This is a genomic window from Virgibacillus oceani, from assembly GCF_041521345.1.
In the GTDB taxonomy this organism is placed as follows: domain Bacteria; phylum Bacillota; class Bacilli; order Bacillales; family Amphibacillaceae; genus Virgibacillus_N; species Virgibacillus_N oceani_A.
The window spans coordinates 41,290-56,525 of the sequence record NZ_JBGOHB010000017.1 but is presented as its reverse complement, the minus strand read 5'-3'; the positions used below and the strand labels follow the sequence as shown (position 1 = coordinate 56,525).

The window sequence follows — 15,236 nt, the reverse complement described above, 5'->3', positions numbered from 1 at the left end:
CGGCAGGATTACGCAAACGAGCGCAAATACTGAAAGAAAAATGGACAGCAAGGAGTGGTATTAATGTACAGGGATCCGAGTCCGATAACCCCAACAAATCCTGAATATGATAAAAGCAAGATAGATCCCAGAGTTGCAAATTATACAAAACAAGTACGTGAAAAGCAGCATGGCATAGCTACCCGGGAGGCAATGGCAAGAGCAGAAGAAATATCAAGCATTGTTTCCAGGGAAGCTAAAATAAGCGCTGAAGCTGCATATGAAATTACTCAAAATTTACTTGATGAAGCCTTTGACAGCAGTTTAATTAATGAGAATTTTGAACAGAGGTTGGATGAAACAATAAGGAATTTGCAGCCGGAATGGACTGGATTTAAAGATGATGTTACTTCGCAGTTGATGCAAGCAGAAACTAACTTAAACGAAAGAAGTATTAATGTGATGCAACCACCAGTGCCATTATCCCAACCTGCAGCAGACGGCGTGACCGATGACACGAACGCACTACAAACTATATCAGACTATGCGCGAGACAACGGCTTATCACTATATATGCCAAATTATGATTATAAAATAAACGGAACAGTAAAGTGCTATACCTCTATAACTTGCTCGGGAAATATTATTTTAAACACGAATGATAATGGATATGCTTTTGAGTTTATGTCAAATAAACCGAAAGTTGATATTGATGCTGATAGCTTGACCGGGCTATACGAAGGTAGCACAAAGGTAGAAGGTTTACCTGCTGAACGCGGAGCGACATGGATTATTCGATCCAACGAAAGACTTATTAAAAGAAATAATCCAACTAATCCGGAATATCAAAAGGCTGAAGCATCTGTCTTAATTGATAATGAGGGAGGGATTTACCCTCCGCTTGACACCACTTATTCAGATAAAAGTGGAATTTTTGAGTGCTATTTTATAGAAAAAGAAGATCATGTACTGACAATAGAAGGTTTTAATTTTATTTATAATGGTGAAGAGAAAGCAGACAGACGGGCTATGCTTATTAATAGAAGTGATGTTTTATTAAGAGATATTAATATTATCAACAAAACAAATCTAGGTATAGCAACAATGATTAGAACTGTCGATGCTGCAAATGTTTTTTTTGAAAACGTCAAAGGAAGCGGGGCAAATCCCGATGATCTCGGCTACGGAATTAGTGTTGGTAGGTCTTGTAATATTAGGTTTAACAATTGTGAAATAACCGATTGTAGGCATGCTATTACTGGCAGACATGCTAAAAACGTCATTATTGACGGTGGCATTTATTCGGACATTGATTCGCATTGGGGTAATAATTATATAATTAAAAATCTAACGGTAATCGGATTAATTCAATTCGCTGGAAAAGATATAAAAATCGATAATATAAAATCCTACACTGGATCGGCAATTCTATCTATAAGACACGACACACCGTCTTTACGAGGGGTCGTGGTAATAAAGAATGTCGAAGCTTATTTAACGTCAGGTTTTAATAGATTTGACATTATATATAGACATATCCAGGACGGTTTTGATTGGGAAGAAGTAATTAGCAGTCCGGAAAGTGTATTAATTGATAACATCAAAATGGATAGTGCTGGACAGCCTATTCACGTAATACGAAACGCTTATCCGGTTCCAAGCATTCCGATGGAACGATTCAAAAACGTTTTAATAAAAAATGTAAAAAGTGTAGATAATGCGACAATTAATGTCACTACTTTTCTATCTAAAAGAGATAGTTATACCGATAAACTAAACTTGCAGCTTGAAAGTATTGAAAATGTACTTTTATACGGTTTAGATGAAACGGAGTTGGAAAGTGAAGAAGACTCAATAAGTTTTGAAGTCATTAATTGCACGGGTGTAGATATTATTATGCACCCTACCCTTGTCGATAGCGGGAAGATAATAGGATCACACATTATTAGGTTTGAAAGTCAAGGAGAAATGAATAAAGATGCCGGCGTTGTAACGTTCAGAAACTCCCTTATAAACGGTCCTTTTAGGGGTGGTAATCCAATGAAAATTTATAATAGTGAGTTCGACGGTGTACCCTCTCCAACTGATATAGTAGAGGACTTAACTTTAATCGGACAAGGGAATGTTATATCCCGTTCAGGCGGTGGTTACAATGGATTATTATTCTTACGGGAATACTATGTTGATAGTGAATATTATAGATAAAAAGGTGTGCTTAGAGGCTATAAAGCCCCTAAGATAATGTCCATACTTCCTATCAAAAAAGAACTAATCAAAAATGAAGTGATTATGACAAGAGATTTTAGTCTCGCGTTTGTGGTTTCTGGAACTACTTTCCAAATAAGTATAGGTATTAGCATCCACGAGAAAGAGGCAACCCTATCGCTAAAACCGATGAAACCAAGGCAGAGAAAGTAGGTGTTCAGAATCAAGTAATATTTTATTAATTCGCTGTACTCTTTATTTTGGTGATTGAAAAAGAATTTAGAAGCCAGCAAAAAAAGCACACCGAAAAAAACGCTGAACAAAAGAAAATCCAATCTATTTGTTGAAGAATAGCTTGATAATACACCTTCTGAGGTGTAAGAATCCATTAAAGTGTGATTGAATCTTGAAAACAATAATGAATTTAAATTAGTCACAAAAAGAAAAATTGCACCTACCCAAGCTGTTAATATATACTTTAGTTTCACATCAAAAAATCTTGTGATTAAGAGTACAACAGAAATTGGTAAAGCAGAAATGTGAAACAAAGGGGCAGCTACTATGGACAGATAAAACAGCATTTTATCTCTATTTGTGATTAGCAACGAAATTGCTAAAATAATAAAACTGATGGCTAATCCTTGTCTCATTGTGTTAAGGATATAGGAAAAAAATATAAAATAGCATGAAAAAGAGAATAAGACGAACAAGATATAATTAGCCGGGAACATCCTTTTAACAGAGAAAGTTATATTTAAAAAGATAATTAGCCATGCAGTAACTAAGAAAAAATTGAAAGAACCGGTAGTGTTTACGATAAGCCATTGCAATAAATCAAACAAAGGTTCTTCTCCAAAATTAAAATTAAGTTCTGTAAATTGAATCCCTTCTAACCGCCAGAACCTATTAAAGTAATTACTAAGGTCAGGGGTCGCTTGTATTTCTAAGTGGTATATGGAGACAGAAAATAATATAAATAAGAAAAATAATAACGCATTATTGTTGTATTTATTGTTTATAATCGTGTTTTGTTTAAAGGCAGCGGTAAACACAATTATAATAAATGTGGCTAAGTACAGTAATATCATTAGTTTCTTTTCCCTTCTAAATAATAAATCTAGGAAGATTATACCATTTAAAAGAGAGGTTTGAAATATGTTTTTAACTTATTTGTTATATTGTTGTAAATAAATATGTAAAAGACGGATGTTGATGTCCTTTTATATGATATAATATTGAAAAAGTTTAAATGAGGGGAAGTCAATGGTTAGGTTGTTTCGCAAGTGCAGAATTTCTTATCTAAATGCACTATATAAAGATTGCATTGATATTAGCATGAGAAACAAGTTAATTAAAAAAATAAACCATCACAAACGTTATTTGTAGGCATCTCACACGAGATGCTTTTTTATATGGGGAAATACAGGAAGCTTACAGGCTTCCTTTTTTAATGTCAGAAATGTAGGGGGTCGCTATGCCAAATCAAAAAGAGGATGTGGACACTGTGGATGTCTGGAAGGAGAAAGTGCAGCAGGACATAAACGATCTTAAGCAGGGTCAATCCCAGTTGAAGACAGATGTCGATAACTTGAAATTAAACGACGTCAAGCAGGACGGAAAAATCATATCCCTGCAAGACACCTTGCGAGCGATACAAGACGATACAAATTGGATAAGGCGTAAGATCACAGGTGCTTTTATTACAGCTTTAATTACTGCAGTGGTTGCCGGCATTGTCGGTATTGCCATTGCTAATATATTTTAGGAGGGATGAAATATGAAAATTAACTGGAAAGTAAGATTTAGCAATCCCGTGTTTATAAGTCAGCTGGTGCTGGCTATTTTTGTGCCCATTTTAGCTTATATGGGTATCACGGTGGAGGATTTAACAAATTGGGGCATGGTTGGAAATGTATTGTTTGAAGCTGTAAGCAATCCTTACGTGTTGGTGCTTGTGATCGTCAGTGTCTATAACTCATTGACTGATCCGACTGTTTCAGGGTGGTCAGACAGCCGTCAAGCTTTATCTTATCAAAAACCTAAGAAGGAGGATAAATAATGGTACAAGATGTCAGAAATAAAATGCCAGGTGGTTCCAGCAAACGCAACGTATCGCAAATAACTAAAATAGCAAGGCACCACAGCGCAACAAACAGCGGTAATGCAGAGTCGTTTGCAAGCTACCACACCAATACACTAGGATGGTCTACATCCGGTTATCATGAGGTTATTCTGCGTGATGGAACTGTCCAAAAAGCATATGCTGATAACGTAATTACAAACGGCGTGGGCGATCATAATACAGGCACGTACCATATTTGTGTGGTAGGTAATAGTAATTTTACTTCAAAGCAGGAAAAAGCTTTTGAAGAACGTGCAAAGGCTGCAATGGAAAGGTTTAATTTAAAAGTAAGTGATGTGCTTGGCCACAATGAATTTGCTGACACATCAAGGTATAAACACTCTACAAATACCTGCCCAGGAATAAGTATGAATGCGGTTCGAAATAAACTGAGCGGATCGTCAGGCGGCAGTTCTTCAGGATCCAGCAGCAGCACATCTTCCTGGAACAATATGAGTAACTCGCAAAAGTATGCTGATGCTACAAAAGCAATTAGTGATGCTGGATTAACTGTTAAACAATATCAGCAAAGATTAATTAATGCTGGCCATAACCTGCCACGTTTTGGTGCTGATGGTCATTTTGGAGGTGAGACACTAACAGCCACAAAGGCTTTCCAGCGTACACATGAATTAAGCTCTCCAAGCGGTAATTTTTATGGTAGGCCGGGACCTGCTACGATTAAAAAGTTAAGGGAGGTTAGTTCAAGCGGCAAAAAGCAGGTACATTTACCATCTACGGCCAATACCTGGAGAACGTATAAGTTAAACGTCCAGCCGGTTAAAAAGAATTCTGATTGGTCATTAACTCCGGCGGCGTTCGGAGGTCTCACGTATGACATTTTAGATGAGCCTTATCCGGGAGTGGTTACGATCAATACCGGACGAGGCAAGCGTAATATTTTTGTTAAAGGTACAAGTGCTACGATAAGTTAAAGTTAAATGCTTCTTTCATGTTTTTGAATGTTTAAAGCCCAGGCGTAGAAAACCTGGGCTTTTTTATTCTATTTAAATAATTTACCTAACCCTCTGCCTGTAATCTTCCCAGCTACACGCCTACCGATACGCCTGCCAACTCTTCCTTTTTTAACAGCGTTTATATCCCCAAGAATTTTAGCTAATGTATATAAAAACCCTCTTGTTTTGTTCATTTTATTTCCTCCCAATATGTTATAATTAAAATATCAAATGTTTTAAGTGGGAGGGAGGCTTGCGCCTGCCCTCTTTTTATACTTGATAGCCCGCTTCAAATTCTTTAGTCCAGTTTACACCTGTAGCGGCAACGCCTTCTCGTGGATTCCAGTACCTTACAGCGTGATCTTTGCCGCCCAAATGGACAATCTCGATGTGATCAGCGCCTTTCTCGTAAAGTTCTTTAGCAGCTTCCTCTGCTTGTGTAGCTGTGTTGTACTTTGCTTCACTAATAAGATTTTCTTCCTGCATTTCCATTCCCGCCACATTTTCAAAAGTTTCTACCTTGTACCCAGTCACTAAAAAATTCATTTTCAATTCCTCCCATAGATTGTTTAATTTTATTGCATTGTCCAGCGTGATTCTTCCTACTTCAATTTCACCGTTTTTCATTCGCGACAACTGACTTTCCGAAACTCCAGTTTCTTTACTTATTCGGTAAGCGGTCATGTCTGATTCTAGCAGCTTCATGATGTTTTCTTTTATTTTTGTTCCCTCCCTTGTTTTCTTTGTTAATTATATTATATAACACTACTTACAATAATGCAAGTACTTTTATTGATTTCTTTTAAATTTATTTTCGCAAAAAGAAAAAGCCCTCTCAGGCTTATTTAAAATACTTATTTTTTGTGCTCAATCTACCGCATACAATACAACGATCATCATAAAAGCTGTATCTATGCTTTTTGAATATACGGCAGTCTATTATCCATTTTAGTTTCATATTTATCAAACCCCATCTAATTATTTCTAACAGCGTTCTAACGAAAGAGTTATAATCCCATAATATTGGCTAACATTTAATTTGTTTTTATGGCTTTTGTTATTGTGGCGTGTGACCAATTAAAGCCCGATAAAGCTATTAGCCTGTAAATGGTAAGGTGGGGGTCAGCGGTTCAAGTCCGCTTGGAAGCTCTTGATATTAAAGGCTTTGTTCGCATTAGGACAAAAGCTTTTTTGTTTTCAATGACGAAACGTTAATTACATTATTCATAGCCCAGACGATGGTGCAAAGATAGCGTCTCGCTTCATTGGTCGTGATGATCGTGAAGTGTTTTTTGTGTAATTTGTTTAAATACGAAAAATAATGTTGTCGCAGTTCATCGTTGTCATGTTGGTTCGTTAAATTCCTCGCTCGTTCATCCACGTGAAGTGTTTAAGTCAGCAATACTTAATAATGCGGCAAGTGTCATTGTTGCGCATCAGCATCCAAGTGGTGACATTAAACCATCGATGGAAGACATTAATGTTACAAGAAGATTAGTCGAGGCTGGAAAACTACTAGGCATCGAAGTGCTTGACCACTTAGTAGTAAATAGTGATAACAATTTTACTAGCCTAAAAGAAAGAGGTTATACTTAAAAGGGAGAAATAACTCCTTTTTTTCAAGATATATCTTTAAAAGAAATATAGACTAATCCAAGTATAGTTCTTATTTCAATAACTGGTGCTATTCTTAAAGAAGGGAAGCACCCGATTTATCCTATATTACAACTGCTTCTTCGTAATACCCAAAGATTCAAATCCCTTTTCACCCACTTTTGTAATCTTTACAGCTCGATCAGGGAGGTTTTCAATCCAGTTTAAATCAAACAACCGCATTAAAACAGCATGTCCCAATGAACCTGCAAGGTGATAACGCCTTTCGCTCCAATCCAGGCACTTTCTAGCAAAATGCCTTCTTTTTTTACGTGAAGAATAAAGGTCGATTTCGAATTCATGAAAAAAAGTTTCTCCCTTATCCGTTACAATATAATCATCCTGAGCCTCAACTAGATATCCTTTTTCAATGAAAGCTCCAGTTAAAGCTACTCCGAGTTTCCCCGCCAAATGATCATAACAAGTGCGAGCAATTTTAATTTTCTCTGCTCGTGAAGAATCCTTCAAAGAACTAATACGTGCAGGGGGTGCGATGACTGTCAACGTTTCTATTGCTTGGGCAACATCAGTACTTGCCAGACGAAAGTAGCGATGCCTACCGTGTTGTTCTACACAAACCAGTTCACCTTCAACCAATTTAGATAAATGACCGCTTGCTGTTTGCAATGAAACATTTGCTTTCCTTGCTAATTCAGTTGCTGGAAGACCGTCAAGTCCAAGAAGAGCATCCAACATGGCGGCTCTTGATGAATCAGCCATTAGTTTTGCGACATATGAAAAATCTGGTCTATTTCCCATTGTCATCCCCCCATAAACATTCATAGTTCGATTATAGCCGAAGTTTTTACGTGATACAATAATATTAATTCAATTTGAAAGGAGATAGAAAAATGAATGTAACTGATTTACTTGTTCTAAATTTTGAAGAGGTTCGCCGTCGAAGTATAAAGGTATGGACATCAATTCCCAATGAAACACTGTCCTGGCGTCCAGATTCAGAAGCAATGACGTGTAGTGAAATGATAAGGCATGTCATTGAAGGGGAATATCTTTATCATCAAGTTCTTGTAGGAGGGGGTAGTGAAGGAATATCTAATTTAGCTAATCCTTTTGAAAGGAAGAAATTTACAACGGTGGATGATGAACTTGCATTTTCTCAACCTTATCGAGAAAGTTTCTTGAACTACATTAAGACAATAAGCAAAAGTGATTTAGAGAATATGTACATAGATCGTTCAGACGTAGGTTATGTGAGAACACTTGGAGACATGTTATTACGAATTGCTTATCATGAGTCGGTTCATACTGGACAACTACTTGATTATTTACGTACAGCAGGAATTGAAATACCGAATATATGGGATTAATAAATATCGATACTGATAGAACATAATTTTCTGTAATAGAGCTCTACTGTTTCATAACAGTCTCTGTTTCTTGCTTTACTTAAATAAGTTCCATGATCAAAAGACCTAAAATATACACCATTTTATACACGGCAGTATGTTGATGGTCTTTTGATATACAGAAAACATACTGTCATCATTCTATACATGAATTTAAATGCCTGATATATTTTAAGTTGAAATCAGGAGAAACTTCTTAAAATGTATGTAACTGTTCTCCATTTTCAGTGACACTTAATAACGCAGCAAGTGTAATAGTTGCACATCAGCATCCAAGTAGTGACATTAAACCATTGATGGAAGACATTAACATTACAAGAAGATTAGTCGAAGCTGGAAATTTACTAGGCATTGAGGTGCTTGAGCACTTAGTAGTAAATAGTGATAACAGTTTTACTAGCCTGAAAGAAAGAGGTTATATCTAAAAGGGAGAAATAGTCCTCCCTTTTTCTTCAGTATATATTTGTTAAGTATTCAATCTATTACATTTAAATTTGTTGTCCTCCAATACTTATTCCATTACTGTTCCTCATTATTATGACGGGACAATTTTTATACGTTTTTTACTTGTTTCTCAAAGTATTCATTTTGCAGAATTCCCATATGAATGATGTCACTCCATTCACCATTTCTAAACAGGCTTTGTCTACTGTTTCCTTCTTGTTGAAAACCGATCTTAGTATACAAACGAATAGCTCTATCATTAAATGAAAATACTTTAAGGGATACTCGATGAAGATTCATTTCGTAAAAAACGTAATCCAACAGTAATTTTAACCCTTCTAAGCCATAGCCTTTCCCCCAATATTCCTTTTCACCGATGTCAATAATACATTCAGCATTTCTATTTTTATAATCTATATTGATTAATGATACAATGCCAATTGGTATTTCATTTCCTTTTTCAACCATGATATAGCTTTTGGCTGTAGGAGAATCTAAAATTACATTGTTTACAAATTCTTTCGTTTCTTCCATTGGATAAACATCTAAAGATGGATTGGTGGAATGCATCACTTCCAAATCATTTCTCCACTTATTATAGAATTCTGTATCTTCCTTTGTCATTTTTCTTAATCTCACCCTTGATGATTCAAACAACATAACAATCACTCCTTATTTACAGGTTTTGGATTAATTAATACTTCTAAAGTGAAAAGCAAGACGGATAATTGTTCCTCTATTTTTGTATGTTCATGTCCCAGTTGAAACGTATCCAACATTAAGCCGTTTATAAATGATATAAGATAACGTGCAATAGAACGAGTAGATTGTTGGGGTCTGAATTCGCCTTTACGCTTGCCTTCATTTAATTTTTCTTCTATAGCTTTAATAATTTGATTATAGCGTTCAAAAATATAAGGAGAATTACCTTTATCATTTGCGTAATTAGATGACAAAAAGAATTCCGCCCTTGCATAGAGCAATGTCTGGTCAATTCTCTCAATGTATAAACGCTGTTCTTCAACCCATTTTTTTAATTGCATCCATATTGAACCTTCATCAGATGGCATAAAATATTGAATGTCTTTTTGGTCATCGTATTTTAAGACTTCAAGAAAAACGTTTTCAATATTATCAAAGTAACTATACAATGCACCTCTTGAGATTCCGGCCTTGTCCATAATATCTTGCATAGATGTGTGAACAAACCCTTTCTCGACAAACACCATCTTCGCTGTTTCTACTAATTCTTTTTTTCTCTCTTTTTTATATTCTTCGCTCACTTTTGGTGCCATAAAGCCACCTCCATAATACTTGATAAGAGACACATAACAAACTATACACTCATGTCGTTTTATAGCATACATTATAACGACATGAGTGTATAGTTTCAAGAGTTGTGAATATTATTTTGTAAATAATTTGGAGAAATCGAATAATGGGTGTATTTAGATATTGTATTTATGCAATCTAGGAACCTCCTGCATTTGAGCATTAGTTTACGAATATGATATAATCAGTTGCATAAAAGGCAAGTCATGGAGGGCTCAAATATGTGTGCTAGCATTGCAGTAGTCGATTTTACTTTATCTCTTTTATAATGAAAAGAATGGAAAGGAGATAAAGTATGGGTTTATTTTCTATATTTGTAATTAAAAGTGTTCATTATCAACCAGACCAAAAATAATTGGTTATAATGAACGCTTACAGTCAGTTCATTATAACCAGCAAGGAGAAGGTTATAATGAACCAGAAAAACCCAAAAGACACGCAGAATTTTATTACTTCTAAAAAGCATGTAAAAGAAATATTGAATCATACGGATATCAATAAACAAGATAACGTAATAGAAATCGGTTCAGGAAGAGGGCATTTTACCAAAGAGATAGTCAAAATGAGTCGGTCGTTGACTGCCATAGAAATTGATGAAAACTTATGTCCAACCACTCAAAAAGCGGTGGAGCCTTTCGAGAATGTAAAAGTGATCCATACGGATATTCTAAAATTTGCCTTCCCAAAAAAAATAAGCTATAAAATATTTGGCAATATCCCCTTTAATATCAGTACCGAAATTGTTAAAAAGATTACTTTTGAAAGCCAGGCAAAATACAGTTATCTTATCGTGGAGAAAGGTTTTTCGAAAAGGCTGCAAAACCTGCAACGTACTTTAGGCTTGCTATTGATGGTGGAAATGGATATCAAAATTCTTACAAAAGTGCCACGAACGTATTTCCACCCTAAGCCGAGTGTGGATTCTGTATTGATTATTCTTGAACGCCGCGAGCCATTGATTTTAAAGAAAGACTACAAAAAATATCAATCGTTTGTTTATAGATGGGTAAACAAAGAATATCACGCTCTTTTTACTAAAAATCAGTTCAGACAAGCCTTGAAGCATGCAAAAATATATGACTTAAATAACGTTAATTTTAAACAATTTTTATCTCTTTTCAATAGTTATAAATTGTTTAATAAATAAGTTTAAGGGGTTGCTTTAATGACAGCAACCCCTTAAACTTATTTTCCCCCTGCCGCTTGGTTAGACCTTTTCTGTTCATGTATTATATTCCACAATCGTCAATATTTGAAATTCTTGTTATTGATTGTATGTAACTGTTCTCCATTTTCAGTGACGAAACAATTACGACTTCATAGTTATATATGTCGTTGTTGCGAATCAACATCCAAGTGGTGACATTACACCATCGATGGAAGACATTAATGTAGCGAGAAGATTAGTCGAGGCTGGAAAGTTACTAGGCATCGAAGTGCTTGATCACTTAGTAGTAAATAATGATAACAGTTTTAGTAGCCTGAAAGAAAGAGGCTATATTGAAAAGGGAGAAACAACTCCCTTTTTCTTCAAGATATATTTGTTTTTTCTACTATTAAATGTGAGTTTTGGCAGTGGCTGTTAGAATTAATGTATAATAAAAGTATGGATTCATAGCATATTGAGCTGTTTTTATTCAGTAAGCTTTTCAAAGCCTGTTCAACTAACGGGCAGTTTAGTAAAAGAGTCCAGATGGAGCTTTGTTCCACAATCGGGCCATTTAATTGGGCATTGCTTTATTGCCAAAAGGAGTGAGCGAAATGAAAACTTACCAAAATCGTAAAATGCCAAAGTGGTTGGTTACTACATCAGGGGTTGTCCTTGGAGTTGCTATTTATCAAATAGTTAAAAGCGTGTTTTTCTAAAGGTGATATATACTATTCACCAATCGGGCGTAAGAATTGAATAAGACTTGCATTAAAAAACATTTAGTTAAAAAAAGTGGGTTTATAGAAATTTGAAAATTTTGGGGGATATTTAGTGGATGAAAATATAGAAATTATTCAGTTTTACTATAATGACTCTGATTTAGATGATATTGGGGGACTATATTGTAGGACATTTTTAGAAAAAGGTTTTTCACGTGAAGATAAAGAAAACGCTATAAAAAACATAAATAAACACACAAATTATAAAGGCTTTAAAGGTCTGAAAGCAAAAGATAGAGAAGGAAATATTGTTGGTTTTACATATGGTTACACAAGTTTACCAAAACAGTTTTATCGGCAAAAAGTTGCTGAACAGTTATCGGAAGTAGAAATCAACACTTGGCTGAATAACTGTTTTGAGTTTGTTGAATTAGCTGTAAGTCCTTCTTATAAACGTCTTGGAATTGCAAGCGAATTACACGACTCTCTTTTAGAAAAGAATAGTCATAAAACTTCTATATTAACAACTGGAGTTGATAATAGTCCTGCAATTAATCTGTATAGAAAAAAGGGATGGAAACTTATTAAAAGTGTTGCCCCTGTCATTTCAGACGGTAATTTACAAGTAATAATGGGGAAATTAATGAATTGATTTAGGGAGTGGAAATATGCAATTTCACGAGTTTGGTATGATATTATTTGTTGAAAATTATGAAGAATGTATTGCCTTTTATAGGGATGTCTTACAACTGGAAGTGAGAAACGAAAAAAAAACATTGGTTGCATTTGAACTTCCAAACGGCTATTTAATGGTTGAGCAAGGGGGTGTGGGATCAGTACAAGAAAAATCCAGAAAACAAAATCCTACTGTACTTCGTTTTGACGTTGAATCCCTATCTTCTATTGTTGAAAGGTTAGAAGAACGTGGTGTTCAATTTTCAAAAAAGAGTTTAAAGTTTGATTGGGGTACCATTGCAGTTTTTAATGATCCAGATGGTAACCGTATTGAATTAGGGGAAATCAACAGTTCAAGTGGCTCACATACCAAGGTATGAATTTAAAAATATAGTCTTAAGCAATCGGGCGCAATTCTCTAATAAGGATTAGCCCCCAATGTTGAAGAAAAGAGCCATTATCTGGGATAAGTGTCATAGACAGTATCTTTCTCAAAAGGAACTCATTAGTCATTGATAAGAATAAATTTATTGTGTAGTTTATGTTGTAACTTGTTTTTGGGGTGGGATATAAATGCTACTTGTAAAACCTACAATTGATCTTAGAAAAGAATACATTGACTACTATAATGAATGGAAAAATAGTGGTGAAGAGAGTATTCCATGGCTTGTTGAATCTGTACCTCCTCATGACTTTAAATGCATGATCCAAACACTAAACGATTACGAAAATGGGCTAAATATCCCGATTGAGTGGCTTCCAAGTAACAGTACTTATTGGGCTGTAGATGAAAATAATAAAATTATAAGTGTTGTGAATATCCGTCATAAGTTAACACAGAAATTATTCGATTTTGGAGGGCATATTGGATATGGTGTTTGCCCATCGCAAAGGGGAAAAGGTTTATCAAACAAAGTTTTTAATTTATCTCTCAAAAAGGCAAATGATCTTGGAATAGATAAAGTTTTAGCTGTTTGTCATGATAATAATATTGCTTCGTGGAAAACATTAATTTCATGTGGTGGTTTAGAGGATAGTTATCGTATTGATGAAAATAAGAATTTATTACGTAGGTTCTGGTTTATAAAAGGGGGTAACTGATTTGATTAATTTGAGTGGTAAATATAATACTAGACCAATAAGATTCCTGGAATTATGGAATTACGAAGATTGGAAAATGAAAGTATATGGTATTTCGTCTGCAGGAGATAGTCCTAGAGGAAAGCTCGTCGAAAAGGCGAAGGAAATAGCAATGGATATATTACCGATCCCTGCTATAACCGAAAATCGCTACGGAGTAGGATTTGTCGGCATTCATGAAGGGGAAGGTGCAAGCTTTATTTTTGTTGATTGGTGGACAAATGAAAACGAATTAATACATCATGTGTATGTAGCTTCACATGAAGAAAATCTTGCTGATTTTGAATATGTAACTCCTACAGGGCTTATAGCTTGTTGTTGGGACTTAAAGGTACTTAGTTTTGAAAGAGATAGTTGGGTAGGACAAGTATTGAACAATCCAAATGGCTCTCCAGATATTGATGGATATTTAAAATGCCATTTAAATGATCTTGTTTAATTAAAGAGCGCTTTAATCGAACAGTGTTATGCCAGAATTGGGCCATTTAGTTGAAGATGCCTTGAATAATAATTTGCGTTTTATTTTGTATGAGTTGGGAGGAATATTAAATGGAAGCAAAGGAATTTCAAAAGTGGATTGCCGAATATTATAAATCAAGAGGTTGGGCTGATTTAGATATTTTTGTACGTATTGGCTTCCTATCAGAAGAGACAGGGGAAGTCGCTAAAGCAATAAGAGCACTTGAAATAGGACGAGATCGTCCAGATGAACAAGCTAGTTCATTCGCTGAAAATAAGAGCGATTTAACAGAAGAGTTAGGGGATGTCCTAGGTAATGTAGCCGTCATTGCGAATAAATACGATATCGATTTGGAAGAAATCTTTCTAGAACATAAATTAAAACTGTCAAATAGATATCTAGAACGATAAAAAAGAACGAAGGTGTGACTGGAATGGAAATTAAAAATCTTGCTGTGTTTTGTGGGTCAAGTACGGGATTAAACAGCGTTTACATAGAGCATGCAGAAAAGTTCGGTAAAGAGTTAGCCAACAATAATAAGACTTTAATTTATGGTGGCGCACAAGTCGGATGTATGGGTGCATTAGCCGATGCTTCTTTACACAGTGGTGGTAATGTAATAGGAGTGATTCCCGAAAAACTAAAGGCTGTAGAAATTGCTCATGACAAATTAACGGATTTGCATGTAGTTAATACAATGCATGAGCGTAAATCAAAAATGGCAGAATTAGTTGATGGATTTGTTGCTTTGCCTGGAGGGTCAGGAACATTAGAGGAATGGTTTGAAGTATTTACTTGGTCACAACTTGGTTATCATGCAAAACCCTGCGGATTGCTAAACGTTAATAATTTTTTTGACCCTCTAATCAACATGTTAGATCATACAATTGAACAAGGGTTTATGAATAAAAATTATCGAGAAATGATAATGGTATCCTCGGATCCCAAAGAATTATTAGAAAAAATGGATTGTTATACTCCGAACTATGCTGTGAAATGGACTTAATAATATGTGTTTTATTGCCACAATCGGG

General features: G+C 35.2%; 21 protein-coding genes and 1 pseudogene. 16 read left to right on the top strand and 6 right to left on the bottom strand.

The window, feature by feature from the left end:
* Positions 1 to 63 precede the first annotated feature (63 nt).
* Positions 64 to 2,184, top strand: coding sequence for a hypothetical protein (locus ACDX78_RS13435; RefSeq protein ID WP_486028654.1), 2,121 nt, complete (start codon positions 64 to 66; stop codon positions 2,182 to 2,184).
* A gap of 17 nt (positions 2,185 to 2,201) precedes the next feature.
* Here the strand turns inward: ACDX78_RS13435 and ACDX78_RS13430 are convergent, their stop codons facing one another.
* Complete coding sequence (locus tag ACDX78_RS13430) at positions 2,202 to 3,272, bottom strand: EpsG family protein (protein WP_486028652.1); 1,071 nt, start codon at positions 3,270 to 3,272, stop codon at positions 2,202 to 2,204.
* Positions 3,273 to 3,658: 386 nt separating this feature from the next.
* On the opposite strand from ACDX78_RS13430, the gene ACDX78_RS13425 reads away from it, so the two are divergent.
* From ACDX78_RS13425 to ACDX78_RS13415, 3 genes are read left to right on the top strand one after another with little or no spacing between them, the layout of a single operon-like run.
* Positions 3,659 to 3,949 carry a hemolysin XhlA family protein gene (locus tag ACDX78_RS13425; protein ID WP_486028650.1) on the top strand — a complete coding sequence of 97 codons (291 nt, stop codon included), beginning with the start codon at positions 3,659 to 3,661 and terminating at the stop codon, positions 3,947 to 3,949.
* 12 nt (positions 3,950 to 3,961) lie between these two features.
* Positions 3,962 to 4,243, top strand: a complete 282-nt coding sequence (locus ACDX78_RS13420; RefSeq protein ID WP_486028648.1) for a phage holin — start codon at positions 3,962 to 3,964, stop codon at positions 4,241 to 4,243.
* The gene (locus tag ACDX78_RS13415; protein ID WP_486028646.1) at positions 4,243 to 5,241 is read left to right on the top strand and encodes a peptidoglycan recognition protein family protein; all 999 of its coding nucleotides are present in this window, start codon (positions 4,243 to 4,245) and stop codon (positions 5,239 to 5,241) included. Before ACDX78_RS13420 ends, ACDX78_RS13415 begins: the two co-directional genes overlap by 1 nt.
* 68 nt (positions 5,242 to 5,309) lie before the next feature.
* On the opposite strand, the gene ACDX78_RS13410 is transcribed toward ACDX78_RS13415, so the two are convergent.
* Together ACDX78_RS13410 and ACDX78_RS13405 are read right to left on the bottom strand one after the other, a co-directional pair.
* A complete protein-coding gene (locus tag ACDX78_RS13410) occupies positions 5,310 to 5,456 on the bottom strand; it encodes a hypothetical protein (RefSeq protein WP_486028645.1) in 147 nt (48 codons plus the stop codon).
* A gap of 76 nt (positions 5,457 to 5,532) precedes the next feature.
* Entirely contained in the window at positions 5,533 to 5,967 is a 435-nt protein-coding gene (locus tag ACDX78_RS13405) for a helix-turn-helix domain-containing protein (RefSeq protein ID WP_486028643.1), read from the bottom strand.
* 544 nt (positions 5,968 to 6,511) lie between these two features.
* Between ACDX78_RS13405 and ACDX78_RS13400 the strand changes: the two are divergent.
* Positions 6,512 to 6,858, top strand: a pseudogene (locus ACDX78_RS13400) (JAB domain-containing protein).
* Between the two features lie 126 nt (positions 6,859 to 6,984).
* On the opposite strand, the gene ACDX78_RS13395 reads toward ACDX78_RS13400, so the two are convergent.
* The gene (locus tag ACDX78_RS13395; protein WP_486028641.1) at positions 6,985 to 7,698 is read right to left on the bottom strand and encodes an ArsR/SmtB family transcription factor; all 714 of its coding nucleotides are present in this window, start codon (positions 7,696 to 7,698) and stop codon (positions 6,985 to 6,987) included.
* Between the two features lie 68 nt (positions 7,699 to 7,766).
* On the opposite strand from ACDX78_RS13395, the gene ACDX78_RS13390 reads away from it, so the two are divergent.
* Positions 7,767 to 8,243 carry a DinB family protein gene (locus tag ACDX78_RS13390; RefSeq protein ID WP_486028639.1) on the top strand — a complete coding sequence of 159 codons (477 nt, stop codon included), beginning with the start codon at positions 7,767 to 7,769 and terminating at the stop codon, positions 8,241 to 8,243.
* A gap of 266 nt (positions 8,244 to 8,509) precedes the next feature.
* The gene (locus ACDX78_RS13385; RefSeq protein ID WP_486028637.1) at positions 8,510 to 8,707 is read left to right on the top strand and encodes a JAB domain-containing protein; all 198 of its coding nucleotides are present in this window, start codon (positions 8,510 to 8,512) and stop codon (positions 8,705 to 8,707) included.
* 127 nt (positions 8,708 to 8,834) lie between these two features.
* Here the strand turns inward: ACDX78_RS13385 and ACDX78_RS13380 are convergent, their stop codons facing one another.
* Both ACDX78_RS13380 and ACDX78_RS13375 read right to left on the bottom strand, forming a co-directional pair.
* Positions 8,835 to 9,386, bottom strand: coding sequence for a GNAT family N-acetyltransferase (locus tag ACDX78_RS13380; protein ID WP_486028635.1), 552 nt, complete (start codon positions 9,384 to 9,386; stop codon positions 8,835 to 8,837).
* A gap of 5 nt (positions 9,387 to 9,391) precedes the next feature.
* Positions 9,392 to 10,021, bottom strand: a complete 630-nt coding sequence (locus ACDX78_RS13375; protein ID WP_486028633.1) for a TetR/AcrR family transcriptional regulator — start codon at positions 10,019 to 10,021, stop codon at positions 9,392 to 9,394.
* 332 nt (positions 10,022 to 10,353) lie between these two features.
* On the opposite strand from ACDX78_RS13375, the gene ACDX78_RS13370 reads away from it, so the two are divergent.
* The 9 genes from ACDX78_RS13370 (at position 10,354) to ACDX78_RS13330 (ending at position 15,208) form a co-directional block, all read left to right on the top strand.
* Entirely contained in the window at positions 10,354 to 10,413 is a 60-nt protein-coding gene (locus ACDX78_RS13370; protein WP_486028727.1) for an erythromycin resistance leader peptide, read from the top strand.
* Positions 10,414 to 10,470: 57 nt separating this feature from the next.
* Entirely contained in the window at positions 10,471 to 11,205 is a 735-nt protein-coding gene (erm(A), locus tag ACDX78_RS13365) for a 23S rRNA (adenine(2058)-N(6))-methyltransferase Erm(A) (RefSeq protein ID WP_486028632.1), read from the top strand.
* A 172-nt stretch (positions 11,206 to 11,377) separates the two neighbouring features.
* A complete protein-coding gene (locus tag ACDX78_RS13360) occupies positions 11,378 to 11,644 on the top strand; it encodes a JAB domain-containing protein (RefSeq protein ID WP_486028726.1) in 267 nt (88 codons plus the stop codon).
* Between the two features lie 395 nt (positions 11,645 to 12,039).
* Positions 12,040 to 12,579 (top strand): GNAT family N-acetyltransferase, encoded by a 540-nt coding sequence (locus tag ACDX78_RS13355; RefSeq protein ID WP_486028630.1) that lies wholly within the window; start codon positions 12,040 to 12,042, stop codon positions 12,577 to 12,579.
* Positions 12,580 to 12,595: 16 nt separating this feature from the next.
* Positions 12,596 to 12,982, top strand: coding sequence for a VOC family protein (locus ACDX78_RS13350; RefSeq protein WP_486028628.1), 387 nt, complete (start codon positions 12,596 to 12,598; stop codon positions 12,980 to 12,982).
* A gap of 193 nt (positions 12,983 to 13,175) precedes the next feature.
* Complete coding sequence (locus ACDX78_RS13345) at positions 13,176 to 13,703, top strand: GNAT family N-acetyltransferase (protein ID WP_486028626.1); 528 nt, start codon at positions 13,176 to 13,178, stop codon at positions 13,701 to 13,703.
* A gap of 1 nt (position 13,704) precedes the next feature.
* On the top strand, positions 13,705 to 14,181 hold the full coding sequence (locus ACDX78_RS13340; RefSeq protein WP_486028625.1) for an isochorismatase: 477 nt from the start codon (positions 13,705 to 13,707) through the stop codon (positions 14,179 to 14,181).
* 110 nt (positions 14,182 to 14,291) lie between these two features.
* On the top strand, positions 14,292 to 14,612 hold the full coding sequence (locus ACDX78_RS13335) for a MazG nucleotide pyrophosphohydrolase domain-containing protein (RefSeq protein ID WP_486028623.1): 321 nt from the start codon (positions 14,292 to 14,294) through the stop codon (positions 14,610 to 14,612).
* 23 nt (positions 14,613 to 14,635) lie between these two features.
* Positions 14,636 to 15,208: an LOG family protein gene (locus ACDX78_RS13330; protein WP_486028621.1), complete on the top strand. Its 573-nt coding sequence runs from the start codon at positions 14,636 to 14,638 to the stop codon at positions 15,206 to 15,208.
* Positions 15,209 to 15,236 lie beyond the last annotated feature (28 nt).

Bases quoted from the DNA above. Each gene is read 5' to 3' on its own strand.
- ACDX78_RS13345 (WP_486028626.1), top strand. From the start codon at position 13,176: ATGCTACTTGTAAAACCTACAATTGATCTTAGAAAAGAATACATTGAC.
- ACDX78_RS13390 (WP_486028639.1), top strand. From the start codon at position 7,767: ATGAATGTAACTGATTTACTTGTTCTAAATTTTGAAGAGGTTCGCCGT.
- ACDX78_RS13415 (WP_486028646.1), top strand. From the start codon at position 4,243: ATGGTACAAGATGTCAGAAATAAAATGCCAGGTGGTTCCAGCAAACGC.
- ACDX78_RS13330 (WP_486028621.1), top strand. From the start codon at position 14,636: ATGGAAATTAAAAATCTTGCTGTGTTTTGTGGGTCAAGTACGGGATTA.
- ACDX78_RS13395 (WP_486028641.1), bottom strand. From the start codon at position 7,698: ATGAATGTTTATGGGGGGATGACAATGGGAAATAGACCAGATTTTTCA.
- ACDX78_RS13435 (WP_486028654.1), top strand. From the start codon at position 64: ATGTACAGGGATCCGAGTCCGATAACCCCAACAAATCCTGAATATGAT.
- ACDX78_RS13430 (WP_486028652.1), bottom strand. From the start codon at position 3,272: ATGATATTACTGTACTTAGCCACATTTATTATAATTGTGTTTACCGCT.
- ACDX78_RS13420 (WP_486028648.1), top strand. From the start codon at position 3,962: ATGAAAATTAACTGGAAAGTAAGATTTAGCAATCCCGTGTTTATAAGT.
- ACDX78_RS13335 (WP_486028623.1), top strand. From the start codon at position 14,292: ATGGAAGCAAAGGAATTTCAAAAGTGGATTGCCGAATATTATAAATCA.
- ACDX78_RS13350 (WP_486028628.1), top strand. From the start codon at position 12,596: ATGCAATTTCACGAGTTTGGTATGATATTATTTGTTGAAAATTATGAA.
- ACDX78_RS13425 (WP_486028650.1), top strand. From the start codon at position 3,659: ATGCCAAATCAAAAAGAGGATGTGGACACTGTGGATGTCTGGAAGGAG.
- ACDX78_RS13405 (WP_486028643.1), bottom strand. From the start codon at position 5,967: ATGAAGCTGCTAGAATCAGACATGACCGCTTACCGAATAAGTAAAGAA.
- ACDX78_RS13375 (WP_486028633.1), bottom strand. From the start codon at position 10,021: ATGGCACCAAAAGTGAGCGAAGAATATAAAAAAGAGAGAAAAAAAGAA.
- ACDX78_RS13410 (WP_486028645.1), bottom strand. From the start codon at position 5,456: ATGAACAAAACAAGAGGGTTTTTATATACATTAGCTAAAATTCTTGGG.
- ACDX78_RS13380 (WP_486028635.1), bottom strand. From the start codon at position 9,386: ATGTTGTTTGAATCATCAAGGGTGAGATTAAGAAAAATGACAAAGGAA.